At 66.4% G+C, this 15,527-nt stretch carries 15 protein-coding genes; 14 read left to right on the top strand and 1 reads right to left on the bottom strand.

Going from position 1 to position 15,527, the window contains the following annotated elements; translation table 11 throughout:
• Window positions 1-138: 138 nt before the first annotated feature.
• From DNK34_RS20875 to DNK34_RS20865, 3 genes are all read left to right on the top strand, one after another.
• Window positions 139-1,704, top strand: coding sequence for a methyl-accepting chemotaxis protein (locus DNK34_RS20875; RefSeq protein ID WP_131173691.1), 1,566 nt, complete (start codon window positions 139-141; stop codon window positions 1,702-1,704).
• 65 nt (window positions 1,705-1,769) lie between these two features.
• Window positions 1,770-2,288 carry a hypothetical protein gene (locus DNK34_RS20870; protein WP_131173692.1) on the top strand — a complete coding sequence of 173 codons (519 nt, stop codon included), beginning with the start codon at window positions 1,770-1,772 and terminating at the stop codon, window positions 2,286-2,288.
• Window positions 2,289-2,360: 72 nt separating this feature from the next.
• Entirely contained in the window at window positions 2,361-2,666 is a 306-nt protein-coding gene (locus DNK34_RS20865; RefSeq protein WP_131173693.1) for a hypothetical protein, read from the top strand.
• A gap of 242 nt (window positions 2,667-2,908) precedes the next feature.
• On the opposite strand, the gene DNK34_RS20860 is transcribed toward DNK34_RS20865, so the two are convergent.
• Window positions 2,909-3,604: an alpha/beta family hydrolase gene (locus tag DNK34_RS20860; RefSeq protein ID WP_131173694.1), complete on the bottom strand. Its 696-nt coding sequence runs from the start codon at window positions 3,602-3,604 to the stop codon at window positions 2,909-2,911.
• 105 nt (window positions 3,605-3,709) lie between these two features.
• Between DNK34_RS20860 and ccoN (DNK34_RS20855) the strand changes: the two genes are divergently transcribed.
• From ccoN (DNK34_RS20855) to DNK34_RS20805, 11 genes are all read left to right on the top strand, one after another.
• Window positions 3,710-5,149, top strand: coding sequence for a cytochrome-c oxidase, cbb3-type subunit I (gene ccoN, locus DNK34_RS20855; protein ID WP_131173695.1), 1,440 nt, complete (start codon window positions 3,710-3,712; stop codon window positions 5,147-5,149).
• A complete protein-coding gene (gene ccoO, locus DNK34_RS20850) occupies window positions 5,149-5,757 on the top strand; it encodes a cytochrome-c oxidase, cbb3-type subunit II (protein ID WP_131173696.1) in 609 nt (202 codons plus the stop codon). Before ccoN (DNK34_RS20855) ends, ccoO (DNK34_RS20850) begins: the two co-directional genes overlap by 1 nt.
• Window positions 5,758-5,761: 4 nt before the next feature.
• Window positions 5,762-5,947, top strand: a complete 186-nt coding sequence (locus tag DNK34_RS20845; RefSeq protein ID WP_242675268.1) for a cbb3-type cytochrome oxidase subunit 3 — start codon at window positions 5,762-5,764, stop codon at window positions 5,945-5,947.
• Window positions 5,944-6,885 carry a cytochrome-c oxidase, cbb3-type subunit III gene (ccoP, locus tag DNK34_RS20840; RefSeq protein ID WP_131173697.1) on the top strand — a complete coding sequence of 314 codons (942 nt, stop codon included), beginning with the start codon at window positions 5,944-5,946 and terminating at the stop codon, window positions 6,883-6,885. Before DNK34_RS20845 ends, ccoP (DNK34_RS20840) begins: the two co-directional genes overlap by 4 nt.
• A gap of 522 nt (window positions 6,886-7,407) precedes the next feature.
• On the top strand, window positions 7,408-8,862 hold the full coding sequence (ccoN, locus tag DNK34_RS20835) for a cytochrome-c oxidase, cbb3-type subunit I (protein ID WP_131173698.1): 1,455 nt from the start codon (window positions 7,408-7,410) through the stop codon (window positions 8,860-8,862).
• Window positions 8,862-9,470 (top strand): cytochrome-c oxidase, cbb3-type subunit II, encoded by a 609-nt coding sequence (ccoO, locus tag DNK34_RS20830; RefSeq protein WP_131173699.1) that lies wholly within the window; start codon window positions 8,862-8,864, stop codon window positions 9,468-9,470. Before ccoN (DNK34_RS20835) ends, ccoO (DNK34_RS20830) begins: the two co-directional genes overlap by 1 nt.
• Before the next feature lie 5 nt (window positions 9,471-9,475).
• Window positions 9,476-9,670, top strand: coding sequence for a cbb3-type cytochrome oxidase subunit 3 (locus DNK34_RS20825; protein ID WP_131173885.1), 195 nt, complete (start codon window positions 9,476-9,478; stop codon window positions 9,668-9,670).
• Window positions 9,667-10,665: a cytochrome-c oxidase, cbb3-type subunit III gene (gene ccoP / locus DNK34_RS20820; RefSeq protein ID WP_131173700.1), complete on the top strand. Its 999-nt coding sequence runs from the start codon at window positions 9,667-9,669 to the stop codon at window positions 10,663-10,665. The genes DNK34_RS20825 and ccoP (DNK34_RS20820) overlap by 4 nt, the downstream gene beginning before the upstream one ends.
• A gap of 237 nt (window positions 10,666-10,902) precedes the next feature.
• Complete coding sequence (gene ccoG / locus DNK34_RS20815) at window positions 10,903-12,315, top strand: cytochrome c oxidase accessory protein CcoG (protein WP_131173701.1); 1,413 nt, start codon at window positions 10,903-10,905, stop codon at window positions 12,313-12,315.
• Window positions 12,316-12,459: 144 nt separating this feature from the next.
• On the top strand, window positions 12,460-12,966 hold the full coding sequence (locus DNK34_RS20810; RefSeq protein ID WP_131173702.1) for a FixH family protein: 507 nt from the start codon (window positions 12,460-12,462) through the stop codon (window positions 12,964-12,966).
• On the top strand, window positions 12,966-15,401 hold the full coding sequence (locus tag DNK34_RS20805; protein WP_425273941.1) for a heavy metal translocating P-type ATPase: 2,436 nt from the start codon (window positions 12,966-12,968) through the stop codon (window positions 15,399-15,401). Before DNK34_RS20810 ends, DNK34_RS20805 begins: the two co-directional genes overlap by 1 nt.
• The last annotated feature ends 126 nt before the right edge of the window (window positions 15,402-15,527 follow it).

Genomic DNA, 15,527 nt, shown 5'->3' with positions numbered 1-15,527 from the left:
AACGCAGGCATCCCGACCTTGGCGTTGCAACTCCAATGGATCGCCGTTTTACCGGCGTCAAAATGTGATCCCGTTCCGATTCCGGTTACACTGCTGCCCTGCCACGTGCCAACGATAAAGACCATCAGGGTAGATGCCATGCGTAACAACCAGCCGATCAGCGGTAACGAACGGACGTTTCCGGTACAGCAACGCTTGATTTCGACCACCGATCTCAAAGGCCAGATCACCTACTGCAACGACGCCTTCGTCGAGATCAGCGGCTTCGGGCGCGACGAACTGCTACGCGCACCGCACAACCTGGTGCGTCACCCCGACGTGCCGCCGGCCGTGTTCGAACACATGTGGCACACCCTGAAGGATGGCCGGCCGTGGATGGGCATCGTCAAGAACCGCTGCAAGAACGGCGACCATTACTGGGTCAATGCCTACGTGATCCCGATTCTCGACGGCGGCCAGGTCACCGGTTACGAGTCGGTACGCAGCAAACCCACGGCCGAGCAGGTTGGCCGGGCCCAGGCACTCTACCAGCGCATCAACGCCGGCAAGGCGGCGGTGCCCGGGCGTGATCGCTGGCTGCCGGTGCTGCAGGCCTGGCTGCCCTTCATTCTGGTCAGCCAGGTCGGTTTTCTGGTCGGCGCCTGGCTCAACAGCCACTGGGGTTTCATCGCCGCGGCGATACTCTCGGTGCCCCTCGGCCTGCTCGGCCTGGCCTGGCAGAACCGGGGGATCAAGCGCCTGTTGCGCCTGGCCGAGCAGACCACCTCCGACCCGCTGATCGCCCAGATGTATACCGACAGCCGCGGTGTCGAGGGGCGCCTGGAGATGTCCATCCTCAGCCAGGAAGCACGCCTCAAGACCTGCCTGACCCGCCTGCAGGACAGCGCCGAGAACCTCGCCAGACAGGCCCAACAGGCCGATGCCCTGGCCCACAACAGCTCGGCCGGCCTGCAGCGCCAGCGCGAGGAAACCGACCAGGTCGCCACGGCGGTCAACCAGATGGCCGCCACCACCCTGGAAGTGGCCAACAACGTGGCCCGCACCGCCATCGCCACCCAGGAAGCCAACCGCCTGACCCTCGAAGGCCGCAGTATCGCCAGCGAAACCCGCGAAGCGATCCAGCGCCTGTCGGTATCGGTCGGCGAAACCGGCGAAACCGTTACCCGCCTGGCCCGTGACAGCAACGAGATCGGCGGCGTGGTGGACGTGATCAAAGGCATCGCCGACCAGACCAACCTGCTCGCCCTCAACGCCGCCATCGAAGCCGCCCGCGCCGGCGAGATGGGCCGCGGCTTCGCCGTGGTCGCCGATGAAGTGCGCTCCCTCGCCCAGCGCACCGCCCAGTCCACCGGGCAGATCCACGAACTGATCGCCAAGCTGCAACGCACCGCCGATGAAGCGGTGCTGACCATGGAAATGGGCCGCAAACAGGCCGACGAAGGCGTCGAACGGGTCCAGCAGGCCGACCACGCCCTGGCCGGCATCAGCGACGCCGTGGCCAATATCACCGAAATGGCCGACCAGATCGCCGCCGCCGCGGAACAACAGAGCGCCGTGGCCGACGAGATCAGCCGCAATATCTCCACCATCGCCCAGCTCTCCAACCAGACCGCCGGCGAGGCCCATAGCACCGCCCTGCTCAGCGAATCCCTGACCAGCACGGCCCAGGGGCAGTATTCGCTGGTGGCGCGGTTCAATCGTTGAAAACAGGCGGACAAGGCGCCCCAAGGGCATAATCCGCCGAACGATGAAGGACTGCGCGTAGAGCCATGGCGACACTCGATAATCGCGGTAACCGGCGCAGCTGCCTCCGGCGATTCCCGCCTGCGCTCCTTGCCCTGGGCACGGCGCTGGCCTTCGCGCACAACCCGGTCTCGGCAGGGAGTCCCGCCCCAAGCCAGCGCCAACAGATCCTCGACGCCATCCGCCCGGCCGCCGCGCAGCAGGCCAATCAGGCGGTACGGATCAAGGTCGACAGGCTCAATCAGGATGGCGACTGGGCGCTGCTGGTGGGTGAGCTGGTCGGCCCGGCTGGGCGCTCGCTGGACTGGGCCAAAGCCACCGGCTGCGAGCCAGAACTGGACAAGATGCTGTGGGCGGTGGTACAGCGCACGGCGGGGCACTGGCAGGTCGAGCACCTGCAGATCTGCGCGGCCGAGCCGCCGTACTGGTACCTGGACGAGGATTACGGCGGCTTGGCCTGGCCGTGCGCGGTCTATGCCGGGCTGAACGATGGCGAGGGCGACCTGCAGCAGCGCTGCGAGCAGGAACACGCAACACGCCGATAAGGTCCCGGGGGTTGCCAGACGCCCCCGCCAGCGGCAGGATTCAGCCATGCCTACCTCTGGAGCCCGTCAGCCATGACCCCGGAGCACTACAACCGTACAAGAAGGCACGTCGACTTTCTCGAATCGCTGCTCGCGGTACTGGTCATCGCGCTGTTCGCCCTCGCCCTGTTCCGCCCCGAGGGCGTGCTGCTCGTCGCCCTGGCGCTGCTGATCGCTGGCGTATCGCTCAGCCTGCAGCGTCAGCACCAGGCGCTGCAGCGCTACGCCTGCCCGGGTTGCGGCGAATCCCCCCATCACAAATCCGATAGCGTCAGCGGCGACCGGCACGACCCCGTGACACCCAACTGCCTGCATTGCGGGCAGCGGCTGCTGGATTGAAGCACTGATGCGGGCACCATCGCCTCTTCAGACGCGACAACCGGAATACCTGCTGCAACCGCGTAGGAACGTCGCCCCTGGCGCGAATCGATGGTCGACACACCGCGACATCCACGTCGCCTGCTCCATTCGCCGCGAGGGCGCGGCTCCCACAATGGGCGGTCGCTCTCAACGCATCAAGGTATAGGATCAAGGCCCTGCGCAGCGACCGGGCATGGCGCCGAAGCCCATGGACAGCAGGGTCAGGGGCATGGCCCTGCTTGCCTCAGGAACGCCGCCACCGCATCGGCAGCCGTGTCCAGGTGCTGCTCGTGGCTGTAGCCGGAGACCTTCAGCGGCTTGAGGTCGTGATCGGCGGCGGCCAGCCAGCACAGCTCGATGGCTCTGGACAGCTGATAGCCGGCCACCGTGTGGCGGTCGCCCATGGCGTCGCGCTCGCCCTGCACGATCAGCGTCGGCGTGCGCAGGTCGGCCAGATGGGCGACCCGCGGTTTGTCCGCCTTGCCGATGGCATGGAAGGGATACCCCAGGCAGACCAGCCCGTCGACCGCCAGTTCGTCGGCCAGCATGCTGGCCATGCGCCCGCCCATGGACTTGCCGCCGATGGCCAGCGGCCCAGCGACCTGTTGTCGCACGGCGGCATGCACCTCGCGCCACTGTTCCAGCAGTCGCGCCTGGGGATTGGGTGGGCGTTTCCTGCCATCCACCCGGCGCGCGGCCATGTAGGCGAACTCGAAGCGCACCAGCGTGACGCCACGGGCGGCGAGCTTCTGCGCCATCAGGCTCATGAATTCACTGTCCATCGGCGCACCGGCGCCGTGGGCGAGAATCAGCGTCGCCACGCTGCCGCCGGCCGGCCGCTCCCAGAGCAGCCCCGCGTGCTGCTGCCCCTGCGCGCATTGATCCCCGTCAATACCGGCACATTGCCCTTTGCTCATGCTTGCCTCGCTTATAAAAACCTTTTTTCCAGTGCGGTTATGCAAGACCGCGCTAGATTGAATGGTTCGAATGATCTGCCCATAACCGTGGATGGAAACCCAGACATGAACACAACAACCAGTTCCGCCTATAACTACAAGGTGGTTCGCCAATTCGCCATCATGACGGTGGTGTGGGGCATAGTCGGGATGGGGCTCGGCGTGCTCATCGCGGCTCAGCTCGTCTGGCCGACGCTCAACTTCGACCTGCCCTGGACCAGCTTCGGCCGCCTGCGGCCACTGCACACCAACGCGGTGATCTTCGCCTTCGGCGGCTGCGCCCTGTTCGCCACCAGCTACTATGCCGTACAGCGCACCTCGCAGACCACGCTGTTCGCACCCAAGCTGGCGGCCTTCACCTTCTGGGGCTGGCAACTGGTGATCCTGCTGGCGGCCATCACCCTGCCCCTGGGCTACACCAGCTCCAAGGAGTACGCCGAGCTGGAATGGCCGATCGACATCCTGATCACGGTCGTCTGGGTCAGCTACGCCATCGTCTTCTTCGGCACCATCTTCAAGCGCAACGTCAGCCACATCTACGTCGGCAACTGGTTCTTCGGCGCCTTCATCCTCACCGTGGCCCTGCTGCACGTGGTCAACAACCTGGAAGTGCCGGTGACCCTGACCAAGTCCTACTCGCTGTATGCCGGCGCCACCGATGCGATGATCCAGTGGTGGTACGGGCACAACGCCGTGGGCTTCTTCCTCACCGCCGGCTTCCTCGGCATGATGTACTACTTCGTGCCCAAGCAGGCCGGGCGCCCGGTGTACTCCTATCGCCTGTCGATCGTGCACTTCTGGGCGCTGATCACCGTGTACATCTGGGCCGGCCCGCACCACCTGCACTACACCGCGCTGCCGGACTGGGCGCAGAGCCTGGGCATGGTGATGTCCCTGGTGCTGCTGGCACCCAGCTGGGGCGGCATGATCAACGGCATGATGACCCTCTCCGGCGCCTGGCATAAGCTGCGCACCGACCCGATCCTGCGCTTTCTGGTGGTGTCCCTGGCCTTCTATGGCATGTCCACCTTCGAAGGCCCGATGATGGCCATCAAGACCGTCAACGCCCTGTCCCACTACACCGACTGGACCATCGGCCACGTCCACGCCGGCGCCCTCGGCTGGGTGGCCATGGTCTCCATCGGCTCGCTGTATCACCTGATACCCAAGGTCTTCGGTCGTGAGCAGATGTACAGCATCGGCCTGATCAACGCGCACTTCTGGCTGGCCACCATCGGCACCGTGCTGTACATCGCCTCGATGTGGGTCAACGGCATCGCCCAGGGCCTGATGTGGCGCGCGGTCAACCAGGACGGCACGCTCACCTACTCCTTCGTCGAAGCGCTGGAGGCCAGCCACCCGGGCTTCGTGGTGCGCATGATCGGCGGCGCGATCTTCTTCGTCGGCATGCTGCTGATGGCCTGGAACACCTGGCAAACCGTGCGCGCAAGCAAACCAGCCGAGCTGGAAGCGGCCGCGCAGTTCTCGGTAGAGGGAGCCCACTGATGAAACACGAAATCGTCGAGAAGAACGTCGGCCTGATGGCACTGCTGATGGTGTTCGCCGTCAGCATCGGCGGCCTGACCCAGATCGTCCCGCTGTTCTTCCAGGACGTGGTCAACGAGCCGGTGGTCGGCATGCAGCCCTACACCGCGCTGCAGCTGGAAGGCCGCGACGTCTACATCAAGGAAGGCTGCGTCGGCTGCCACTCGCAGATGATCCGCCCGTTCCGCGCCGAAACCGAGCGCTACGGCCACTACTCGGTGGCCGGCGAAAGCGTCTGGGACCACCCCTTCCTGTGGGGCTCCAAGCGCACCGGCCCGGACCTGGCGCGGGTCGGCGGGCGCTACTCGGACGAGTGGCACCGCGCCCACCTGTACAACCCGCGCAACGTCGTCCCGGAATCGAAGATGCCGGCCTACCCCTGGCTGGTGGAAAACACCCTGGACGGCAAGGAAACCGCCGCCAAGATCGAGGCCATGCGCTTTCTCGGCGTGCCCTACAGCGATGAGGACATCGCCGGCGCCGCCGACGCGGTGAAGGGCAAGACCGAGATGGACGCCCTGGTCGCTTACCTGCAAGTGCTCGGCACTGCCTTGAAGAACAAGAGGTAGAACCATGCTCTTCGACATGATCGATATCGGCTTCGTGCGCGGCATAGGCACCATCCTGGTGTTCACGGCATTCACCTGCGTGACCCTGTGGGCCTATAGCGGCAAACGCGCCAAGGCCTTCGACGAGGCCGCCAAACTGCCCTTCGCCGACGAACCCAAGACTGCTGCATCGAGGAGCGACACCCCATGACCACCTTCTGGAGCTGGTACATCACGCTGTTGACGGTCGGCAGCCTGGTCGCATTGTTCTGGCTGCTGTTCGCCACCCGCAAGGGTGAGCGCAAGAACATCACCGATCAGACCATGGGGCACTCCTTCGACGGCATCGAGGAATACGACAACCCCCTGCCACGCTGGTGGTTCCTGCTGTTCCTCGGCACCCTGGTCTTCGCCGGGGCCTACCTGGCCCTGTACCCGGGCCTGGGCAACTGGAAGGGCCTGCTGCCGGGCTACGAGGACGGCTGGACCCAGGTCGCCCAGTGGGAGCGCGAGGTCAGCAAGGCCGACGAGCTGTACGGGCCGATCTTCGCCAAGTACGCGGCCATGCCCCTGGAACAGGTGGCTCAGGAGGAGCAGGCGTTGAAAATGGGCGGCCGCCTGTTCGCCACCTATTGCTCCATCTGCCATGGCTCGGATGCCAAGGGCGCGGTGGGCTTTCCCAACCTGACGGATCAGCACTGGCGCTGGGGCGGCGACGCCGAAAGCATCAAGACCAGCATCCTGCACGGGCGCATCGGCACCATGCCGGCCTGGGGCGAGGCACTCGGTGACGCAGGCGTGAAGAACGTCGCCGCCTACGTGCGCCACGGCCTGGCCAAGTTGCCGTTGCCCGAGGGCGACCAGTCCGACCTGGCCCAGGGCGAACAGTTGTTCGCCAGCACCTGCGTGGCCTGCCACGGCGCCGACGGCAGCGGCCTGGCGTTGCTCGGCGCGCCTGACCTGACCCATCCCGGCGGCTGGATCTACGGTTCCAGCCTGGCGCAGCTGCAGCAGACCATCCGCTACGGCCGCAACGGCCAGATGCCGGCCCAGGAGCAGTACCTGGGTAACGACAAGGTGCACCTGCTCGCGGCCTACGTGCTCAGCCTGAGCCGCAACCAGGGCAATAGCGAGGCGAACGCCGAGTAAGTCCTTGGCCCGAGTGGAGCGATAAGCCGAGTGCCCTCACCTGGGTTTCGCTCCGCTCTACCCAGGCTACAAAGCCAGGCGTCCATCCGTAGCCTGGCGTTGAGCGCAGCGATACCCAGGAAGCAATCCCGGGTTTCGCTTCGCTCTAACCGGGCTACAAAGCCAGGCGTCCATCCGTAGCCTGGTGTTGAGCGCAGCGATACCCAGGAAGCAATCCCGGGTTTCGCTTCGCTCTAACCGGGCTACAAAAGCCAGGCGCGCATCCGTAGCCTGGCGTTGAGCGCAGCGATACCCAGGAAGCAATCGCCCCGATATCACTTCACTCGCCGATCAACGGGTCACACCTCCTCCGTCTGCCGCCCCGTAACCGCCTTTCTCCCGTCCCCCGCCAGCACCACAACCTGCACGCCGTGCCCGACAGAAAGCTTGCACCACATTTCCCACGCATTGCACTGCCGAAGCCTGTCGGGGATACTCGCGCCGCCTGCAACCCCATAGCCGCAACCCAGCGTGGAGCCCAGCATGAGCACAGCCAGCAGTCCGGCTGCGTACAACTACAAGGTCGTCCGCCAGTTCGCCGTCATGACGGTGGTCTGGGGCGTGATCGGCATGGCGCTCGGCGTATTCATCGCCGCGCAACTGGTCTGGCCGCAGCTCAACCTGGACATGGAATGGACGAGCTTCGGCCGCCTGCGCCCGCTGCACACCAACGCGGTGATCTTCGCCTTCGGCGGTTGCGCCCTGTTCGCCACCAGCTACTACGTGGTGCAGCGCACCTGCCAGGCCCGGCTGTTTTCCGACGGCCTGGCCGCCTTCACCTTCTGGGGCTGGCAGGCGGTGATCGTGCTGGCGGTGCTCAGCCTGCCGCTGGGCTACACCAGTTCCAAGGAATACGCCGAGCTGGAATGGCCGATCGACATCCTCCTGGGTCTCGTCTGGGTCACCTACGCGGTGGTGTTCTTCGGCACCGTCGCCCAGCGCAAGACCCGGCACATCTATGTCGGCAACTGGTTCTACGGCGCCTTCATCCTGGTCACCGGCATGCTGCACATCGTCAACAGCGCCGCCGTGCCGGTCAGCCTGTTCAAATCCTACTCGGCCTATGCCGGTGCCACCGACGCGATGATCCAGTGGTGGTACGGGCACAACGCCGTGGGCTTCTTCCTCACCACGGGCTTCCTGGGGATGATGTACTACTTCGTGCCCAAGCAGGCCGAGCGTCCCATCTATTCCTATCGCCTGTCCGTGGTCCACTTCTGGGCGCTGATCACCCTGTACATCTGGGCCGGCCCGCACCACCTGCACTACACCGCGCTGCCGGACTGGGCGCAGTCGCTGGGCATGGTCATGTCGATCATCCTCCTCGCCCCCAGCTGGGGCGGCATGATCAACGGCATGATGACCCTCTCCGGCGCCTGGCATAAGCTGCGCACCGACCCGATCCTGCGCTTTCTGGTGGTGTCCCTGGCCTTCTACGGCATGTCTACCTTCGAAGGCCCGATGATGGCCATCAAGACCGTCAACGCCCTGTCCCACTACACCGACTGGACCATCGGCCACGTCCATGCCGGCGCCCTCGGCTGGGTGGCGATGATATCCATCGGCTCGCTGTACCACCTGATCCCCAGGGTCTATGGCCGCGAGCGGATGCACAGCGTGGCGCTGATCAACGCGCACTTCTGGCTGGCCACCATCGGCACCGTGCTGTACATCGCCTCGATGTGGGTCAACGGCATCACCCAGGGCCTGATGTGGCGCGCGGTCAACCAGGACGGTACGCTCACCTACTCCTTCGTCGAAGCCCTGGAGGCCAGCCATCCGGGCTACGTGGTGCGCATGATCGGCGGGGCGATCTTCTTCAGCGGCATGCTGCTGATGGCCTGGAACACCTGGCAGACCGTGCGCGCCAGCAGGCCGGCCGAGCATGACGCGGGCGCTCGGATTCCCGCCCACGGCAGCACCGGGAGTACGCACTGATGAAGCACGAACTGATCGAAAAGAACCTCGGCCTGATGACCCTGCTGATGGTGCTCGCCGTCAGCGTCGGCGGCCTGACCCAGATCGTCCCGCTGTTCTTCCAGGACCTCACCAACCAGCCGATCGAGGGCATGCAGCCCTACACCGCGCTGCAGCTGGAAGGCCGCGACGTCTACATCAAGGAAGGCTGCGTCGGCTGCCACTCGCAGATGATCCGCCCGTTCCGCGCCGAAACCGAACGCTACGGCCACTACTCGGTGGCCGGCGAAAGCGTCTGGGACCACCCCTTCCTGTGGGGCTCCAAGCGCACCGGCCCGGACCTGGCCCGGGTCGGCGGGCGCTACTCGGACGAGTGGCACCGCGCCCACCTGTACAACCCGCGCAACGTCGTCCCGGAATCGAAGATGCCGGCCTACCCCTGGCTGGTGGAAAACACCCTGGACGGCAAGGAAACCGCCGCCAAGATCGAGGCCATGCGCTTTCTCGGCGTGCCCTACAGCGACGCGGACATCGCCGGCGCCGCCGACGCGGTGAAGGGCAAGACCGAGATGGACGCCCTGGTCGCCTACCTGCAGGTGCTCGGCACCACGATCAAGAACAAACGGTGAACACCATGCCAGCCTTCCTGACCGACATCGGCACCATTCGCGGCATCGGCACCCTGGTGGTATTCATCGCCTTCGTCGCCGTGGTGCTCTGGGCCTACAGCAGCAAGCGCAAATCGAGCTTCGACGACGCCGCCAACCTGCCCTTCGCCGACGAGCCGAAGCCAACCGACACAGACGACGAGGACCGCGACCCGCGATGAGCACATTCTGGAACTGGTACGTCGCCCTCCTGTCGCTGGGTACCCTGGCGGCCATGGCCTGGCTGCTGTTCGCCACCCGCAAGGGCCAGCGCCCGAACGACACCGAGCAGACCGTGGGGCACAGCTTCGACGGCATCGAGGAATACGACAACCCGCTGCCCAGGTGGTGGTTCCTGCTGTTCGTCGGCACCCTGCTGTTCGCCCTGGTCTACCTGCTGCTCTACCCGGGCCTGGGCAACTTCAGGGGCCTGCTGCCGGGCTACGCCTACCTGGACAACCAGGCGCGGACGCCTTTCGCCACCGATGTGCAGGTCGCCGCCGGCGAGCGGCGCAACGACGGCTGGAGTAGCGTGCACCAGTGGGAAAAGGAAATGGCTAGGGCCGATGCCCTGTACGGGCCGATCTTCGCCCGATATGCGGCCATGCCCATCGCCGAAGTGGCCAAGGACGAGCAGGCGCTGAAAATGGGTGGCCGCCTGTTCGCCTCCAACTGTTCGGTGTGCCACGGCTCCGATGCCAAGGGCGCCTACGGCTTTCCCAACCTGAGCGACGCCGACTGGCTCTACGGCGGCGACCCGGAAACCATCAAGACCTCGATCATGCAGGGCCGCCAGGGCGTGATGCCGGCCTGGCTCGAGGTGCTGCGCGAGGACGGCATCCGCAACGTCACCGGCTACGTACGCAGCCTTTCCGGCCTGAACAATCCGGACGACATCCCGCTCGACATGGCGGCCGGCGAGCAGATCTACGCCACCACCTGCGCCGCCTGTCACGGCCCCGAAGGCCAGGGCATGCAGGCGCTCGGCGCGCCGAATCTGACCGACAGGGTCTGGCTCTATGGCTCCAGCTTCGCGCAGATCCAGCAGACCCTGCGCCATGGCCGCAACGGCCAGATGCCGGCGCAGAAGGACTTTCTCGGCAACGACAAGGTGCACCTGCTCGCCGCCTACGTCTACAGCCTGTCGCAGAGCCCCGATGTGGAGGCGTCCGAATGAGCCAACAGCGGCGGCACTGACCTGGATCAGGACGCGGCGCCACCCAGGCGGCTAGGATGCACGGGCCTGGGGCAGTCGCATGCCGATCCACGCTGGCGGGCGTACCATACCCCCGACACGGCGCCCTGCCAGGCATGCAGCAGCTACAGCTCGAGGCGCCGCGAACAGCGCCCGAGCATGATCCCGGACGGCACGTATCGGCCGGGACAGCCCGACCAACCGTTGTGGTAGGAACCGATGAGCCAACAGATCCCGGTCAAGAACGTCAGCCCGGCCCCGGCCAAGGGCGACGCCGTCGACCTCTATGCCAGTCGTGCGAAGATCTACACCCGCGCCTTCACCGGGCTCTACCGCAACCTGCGCCGGGTCGGCGGGGCGTTGCTGTTCACCCTGTACTTCGGCACCGTCTGGCTGAACTGGAACGGCCATCAGGCCGTATGGTGGGACCTGCCGGAGCGCAAGTTCCACATCTTCGGCGCCACCTACTGGCCCCAGGACTTCGTCCTGCTCTCGGCGCTGCTGATCATCGCCGCCTTCGGCCTGTTCTTCATCACCGTGTTCGCCGGCCGCGTCTGGTGTGGTTACACCTGCCCGCAAAGCGTATGGACCTGGATCTTCATGTGGGCGGAGAAGGTCACCGAGGGTGACCGCAACCAGCGCATGAAACTGGACAAGTCGCCGCTGACTCCGCGCAAACTGCTGCGCAAGCTGGCCAAGCACGGCATCTGGCTGGCGGTGTCGCTGGCCACCGCGCTGACCTTCGTCGGCTACTTCAGCCCGATCCGCGAACTGCTCGGCGACCTGCTCAGCTTCCAGGCCGGCGGCTGGGCGCTGTTCTGGATCGGTTTCTTCACCCTGGCCACCTACGGCAATGCCGGCTGGCTGCGCGAACAGGTGTGCATCTACATGTGCCCCTACGCGCGCTTCCAGAGCGTGATGTTCGACCAGGACACCCTGATCGTCTCCTACGACCCGCGCCGCGGCGAGCGTCGCGGGCCGCGCCGGAAAGACGCCGACTACAAGGCCCAGGGCCTGGGCGACTGCATCGACTGCACCCTGTGCGTCCAGGTCTGCCCCACCGGCATCGACATCCGCGACGGCCTGCAGATCGAATGCATCGGCTGCGCGGCATGCATCGACGCCTGCGACGGCATCATGGACAAGATGCACTATCCCCGTGGCCTGATCAGCTACACCACCGAGCACAACCTCTCCGGCCAGAAGACCCGCCTGCTGCGCCCACGCCTGATCGGTTACGCCGTAGCCCTGCTGGCCATGATCGCCGTGTTCGCCTGGGCCGTGACCAACCGCTCGCTGGTCGAGCTGGACGTACTCAAGGATCGCGTGCTCTACCGGGAAAACGAGCAGGGCCGGATCGAGAACGTCTATACCTTGAAGATCATGAACAAGGCCCAGCACGATATCGTCTACCGCATCGAGGCCGACGGCCTGCCGGGCCTGGTCTACGAAGGCCGCCGCGAGGTCCGCGCCCTGGCCGGCGAAGTGCTGGCGGTGCCGGTGGAGCTGTCGATCGACCCGCAGAACCTGCCGTCGAGCGCCAATGAAATCACCTTCCGCATCCGCGCCACGGATGACGAGAGCATCCATAATGACGCTTCCAGCCGCTTCATCGGCCCCAGCGTACGCTAGGAGTGAAGCAATTTTCCGTAGGGTGGACGACGCTTCACCCGTCCACCACTCTGCAATCCCCATGGTGGACAAAAAGAGCGTTGGCTACGCGCCCCGATCCACCCTACGCCCGTGCTCCAACAACAGTACAGGAACAGGCCAGCCATGAATGAAAACCTACAACCCGCCCCCTGGTACAAGCAGTTCTGGCCCTGGTTCCTGATCGCCCTGCTCGGCTACTCCGTGGTGCAGGGCCTGACCCTGCTGACCATCGCCACGCGCAACCCGCCCGGCCTGATCTCCGACGACTACTACGATGTCGGCAAGGGCATCAACCAGTCCCTGGAGCGCGAAAACCTGGCCGAGCGCCTGCAACTGCGCGCCACCCTGCAACTGCATGACGACAGCGGCGTCGCCGAACTGCAGCTGCAAGGCAACAGCGGCCCGCAGCAACTGGTGCTCAACCTGGTGTCGCCGACCCAGCCGGAACGCGATCGCCGCGTGGTCCTGCAGCGCCAGCCGAACGGCCTGTACCGCGGCCACCTGCAGGACAGCGTGCAAGGCCGGCGCTTCGTCGAGCTGATCGGCCAGGAAGGCGGGCAGGACTGGCGCCTGTTCGAAGAAGAAACCCTGGAACAGAGCAAGACCATCCTGCTCGGGGACGAATACTGATCGACGTCTCACTGACCGCGCCGGCGGCCTCGACCGCGGCCACACCGACGCCCTGCTACCACTGTGGCCTGCCGGTACCCGCCGGCGGGCGCTTCCAGGCACGCATCCTCGGCGAGTCGCGGGCGCTGTGCTGTCCGGGCTGCCAGGCGGTGGCCGAAGCCATCGTCGAAGGCGGCCTGGAGCACTACTACCGGCACCGCAGCGATACCGCCAACAACCCGCAACAGCTGCCCCAGCCGCTGCCCGATGAACTGGCGCTGTACGACCGTGCCGACGTGCAGCGACCCTTCGTCGCGCACCAGGGCGAACTGAGCGAGACCTGCCTGCTGATCGAAGGCATCAGCTGCGCCGCCTGCGCCTGGTTGATCGAGCGCCACCTGCGCAGCCTGCCCGCGGTGGCCGAAGCCCGGCTCAACCTGTCCAGCCATCGCCTGCAGATCCGCTGGGCCGACGCGCAGCTGCCACTCAGCCAGTTGCTCGGCGAGGTTCGCCGGATCGGCTACGCCGCCCACCCCTGGCAGGCCGACGCCGCCGCCGAACAACTGACCCGGGAAAACCGCCGCGCCATGCGCGAGCTGGGCGTCGCCGGGCTGCTGTGGATGCAGGTGATGATGGCGAGCATGGCCACCTGGCCGGAATTCAACATCGACCTGAGCCCCGAGCTGGACAGTATCCTGCGCTGGGTCAGCCTGTTCCTCACCACGCCGATCGTCTTCTACTGCTGCGGTCAGTTCTTCCGCGGCGCCCTGCGCGATGTGCGCACCCGCCATCTGAGCATGGACCTGTCCGTGTCCCTGGCCATCGGCGGCGCCTATGCCGCCGGCATCTGGTCCACCCTCAGCGGCAGCGGCGAACTGTATTTCGATGCCGTGGGCATGTTCGCCCTGTTCCTGCTCAGCGGCCGCTACCTGGAACGCCGCGCCCGCGAGCGCACCGCCGCGGCCACCGCGCAACTGGTCAAGCTGCTGCCGGCCTCGTGCCTGCGCCTGGACGAACAGCGGCACAGCCAGCGCATCCTGCTCAGCGAACTGCGCTGCGGCGACCAGGTGCTGGTGCCCCCGGGCGCCCTGCTGCCGGCCGATGGGCGTATCGTCGCCGGCCACTCCAGCGTCGACGAATCGCTGCTCACCGGCGAGTACCTGCCCCAGCCCCGTGGCATCGGCGACCCGGTTACCGCCGGCACCCTGAATGTCGAAGGCGCCCTGACCGTCGAGGTGCAGGCCCTCGGCGACGCCACCCGGCTGTCGGCCATCGTGCGCCTGCTGGAACGGGCGCAGAGCGACAAACCGCGCCTGGCGGAAATCGCCGACCGGGTGGCGCAGTGGTTCCTGCTCATCGTGCTGGTGGTCGCCACCCTGGTCGGCCTGGCCTGGTGGCAACTGGATCCCGCGCGGGCCTTCTGGGTGGTGCTGGCGCTGCTGGTCGCCACCTGCCCCTGCGCCCTGGCCCTGGCCACACCGACCGCCCTGACCGCGGCGACCGGCGCCCTGCACAGAAAAGGCCTGCTGCTGACCCGCGGCCACGTGCTCGAAGGCCTCAACCAGATCGATACGGTGATCTTCGACAAGACCGGCACCCTCACCGAGGGACGCCTGACCCTCAGCGCCATCCACCCCCTCGGCGAACTCGACGGCGATGCCTGCCTGGCCCTCGCCGCCGCCCTCGAGAGCCGCTCGGAACACCCCATCGCCCGCGCCTTCGGCCAGCCGGCGCAGGCCGCCGAACAGGTCGACAACCAACCGGGCCTAGGCCTGCAGGGCAAGGTCGGTGGACGCCTGCTGCGCATCGGTCAGGCGGAGTTCGTCAGCCAACTGAGCGGCCAGCCGGCACCCGCCATCCCCGGCGACCAGGGCCAATGGCTGCTGCTCGGCGACGACCATGGCCCGCTGGCCTGGTTCGTGCTCGACGATCGCCTGCGCGACGATGCGCCCGCGCTGCTCGACGCCTGCCGGGAACGCGGCTGGCAGGTGCTGCTGCTGTCCGGCGACAGCTCGCCGATGGTCGCCGAAGTGGCCCGCCAACTGGGTATCGAGCAGGCCCGCGGCGGCCTCACCCCGGACGCCAAGCTCGCCGTTCTGCGCGAGCTGCACGAACAGGGTCGCCGCGTGCTGATGCTCGGCGATGGCGTCAACGACGTCCCCGTGCTCGCCGCCGCCGACATCAGCGTGGCCATGGGCAGTGCCAGCGACCTGGCCAAGACCAGCGCCGACGCGGTGCTGCTGAGCAACCGCCTGGGCAGCCTGGTCGACGCCCTGCACCTGGCCAGACGCACCCGCACCATCATCATCGAGAACCTGGCCTGGGCCGGGCTGTACAATGGCCTGGTGCTGCCGTTCGCCGCCCTGGGCTGGATCACCCCGCTCTGGGCCGCCCTGGGCATGTCCTTCAGTTCGCTGCTGGTGGTGCTCAATGCGCTGCGTCTGGCTAAAAGCTAGAGGCTGGAGGCTGGAGGCTGGAGGCTGGAGGCTGGAGGCTGGAGGCTGGAGGCTGGAGGCTGGAGGCTGGAGGCTGGAGGCTGGAGGCTGGAGGCTGGAGGCTGGAGGCTGGAGGCTGGAGGCTGG

The organism is Phytopseudomonas dryadis, assembly GCF_004327355.1.
Taxonomy (GTDB): Bacteria; Pseudomonadota; Gammaproteobacteria; order Pseudomonadales; family Pseudomonadaceae; genus Aquipseudomonas; species Aquipseudomonas dryadis.
This window is presented reverse-complemented; position numbering and strand designations above follow the sequence as displayed.

What these genes read in the sequence shown, in the direction of transcription:
- ccoO (WP_131173699.1), top strand. Translation starts at nt 8,862, where the DNA reads ATGAAGCACGAACTGATCGAAAAGAACCTCGGCCTGATGACCCTGCTG.
- DNK34_RS20845 (WP_242675268.1), top strand. Translation starts at nt 5,762, where the DNA reads ATGCTCTTCGACATGATCGATATCGGCTTCGTGCGCGGCATAGGCACC.
- ccoG (WP_131173701.1), top strand. Translation starts at nt 10,903, where the DNA reads ATGAGCCAACAGATCCCGGTCAAGAACGTCAGCCCGGCCCCGGCCAAG.
- DNK34_RS20860 (WP_131173694.1), bottom strand. Translation starts at nt 3,604, where the DNA reads ATGAGCAAAGGGCAATGTGCCGGTATTGACGGGGATCAATGCGCGCAG.
- ccoP (WP_131173700.1), top strand. Translation starts at nt 9,667, where the DNA reads ATGAGCACATTCTGGAACTGGTACGTCGCCCTCCTGTCGCTGGGTACC.
- DNK34_RS20810 (WP_131173702.1), top strand. Translation starts at nt 12,460, where the DNA reads ATGAATGAAAACCTACAACCCGCCCCCTGGTACAAGCAGTTCTGGCCC.
- DNK34_RS20865 (WP_131173693.1), top strand. Translation starts at nt 2,361, where the DNA reads ATGACCCCGGAGCACTACAACCGTACAAGAAGGCACGTCGACTTTCTC.
- ccoN (WP_131173695.1), top strand. Translation starts at nt 3,710, where the DNA reads ATGAACACAACAACCAGTTCCGCCTATAACTACAAGGTGGTTCGCCAA.
- ccoN (WP_131173698.1), top strand. Translation starts at nt 7,408, where the DNA reads ATGAGCACAGCCAGCAGTCCGGCTGCGTACAACTACAAGGTCGTCCGC.
- DNK34_RS20875 (WP_131173691.1), top strand. Translation starts at nt 139, where the DNA reads ATGCGTAACAACCAGCCGATCAGCGGTAACGAACGGACGTTTCCGGTA.
- ccoO (WP_131173696.1), top strand. Translation starts at nt 5,149, where the DNA reads ATGAAACACGAAATCGTCGAGAAGAACGTCGGCCTGATGGCACTGCTG.
- DNK34_RS20825 (WP_131173885.1), top strand. Translation starts at nt 9,476, where the DNA reads ATGCCAGCCTTCCTGACCGACATCGGCACCATTCGCGGCATCGGCACC.
- ccoP (WP_131173697.1), top strand. Translation starts at nt 5,944, where the DNA reads ATGACCACCTTCTGGAGCTGGTACATCACGCTGTTGACGGTCGGCAGC.
- DNK34_RS20870 (WP_131173692.1), top strand. Translation starts at nt 1,770, where the DNA reads ATGGCGACACTCGATAATCGCGGTAACCGGCGCAGCTGCCTCCGGCGA.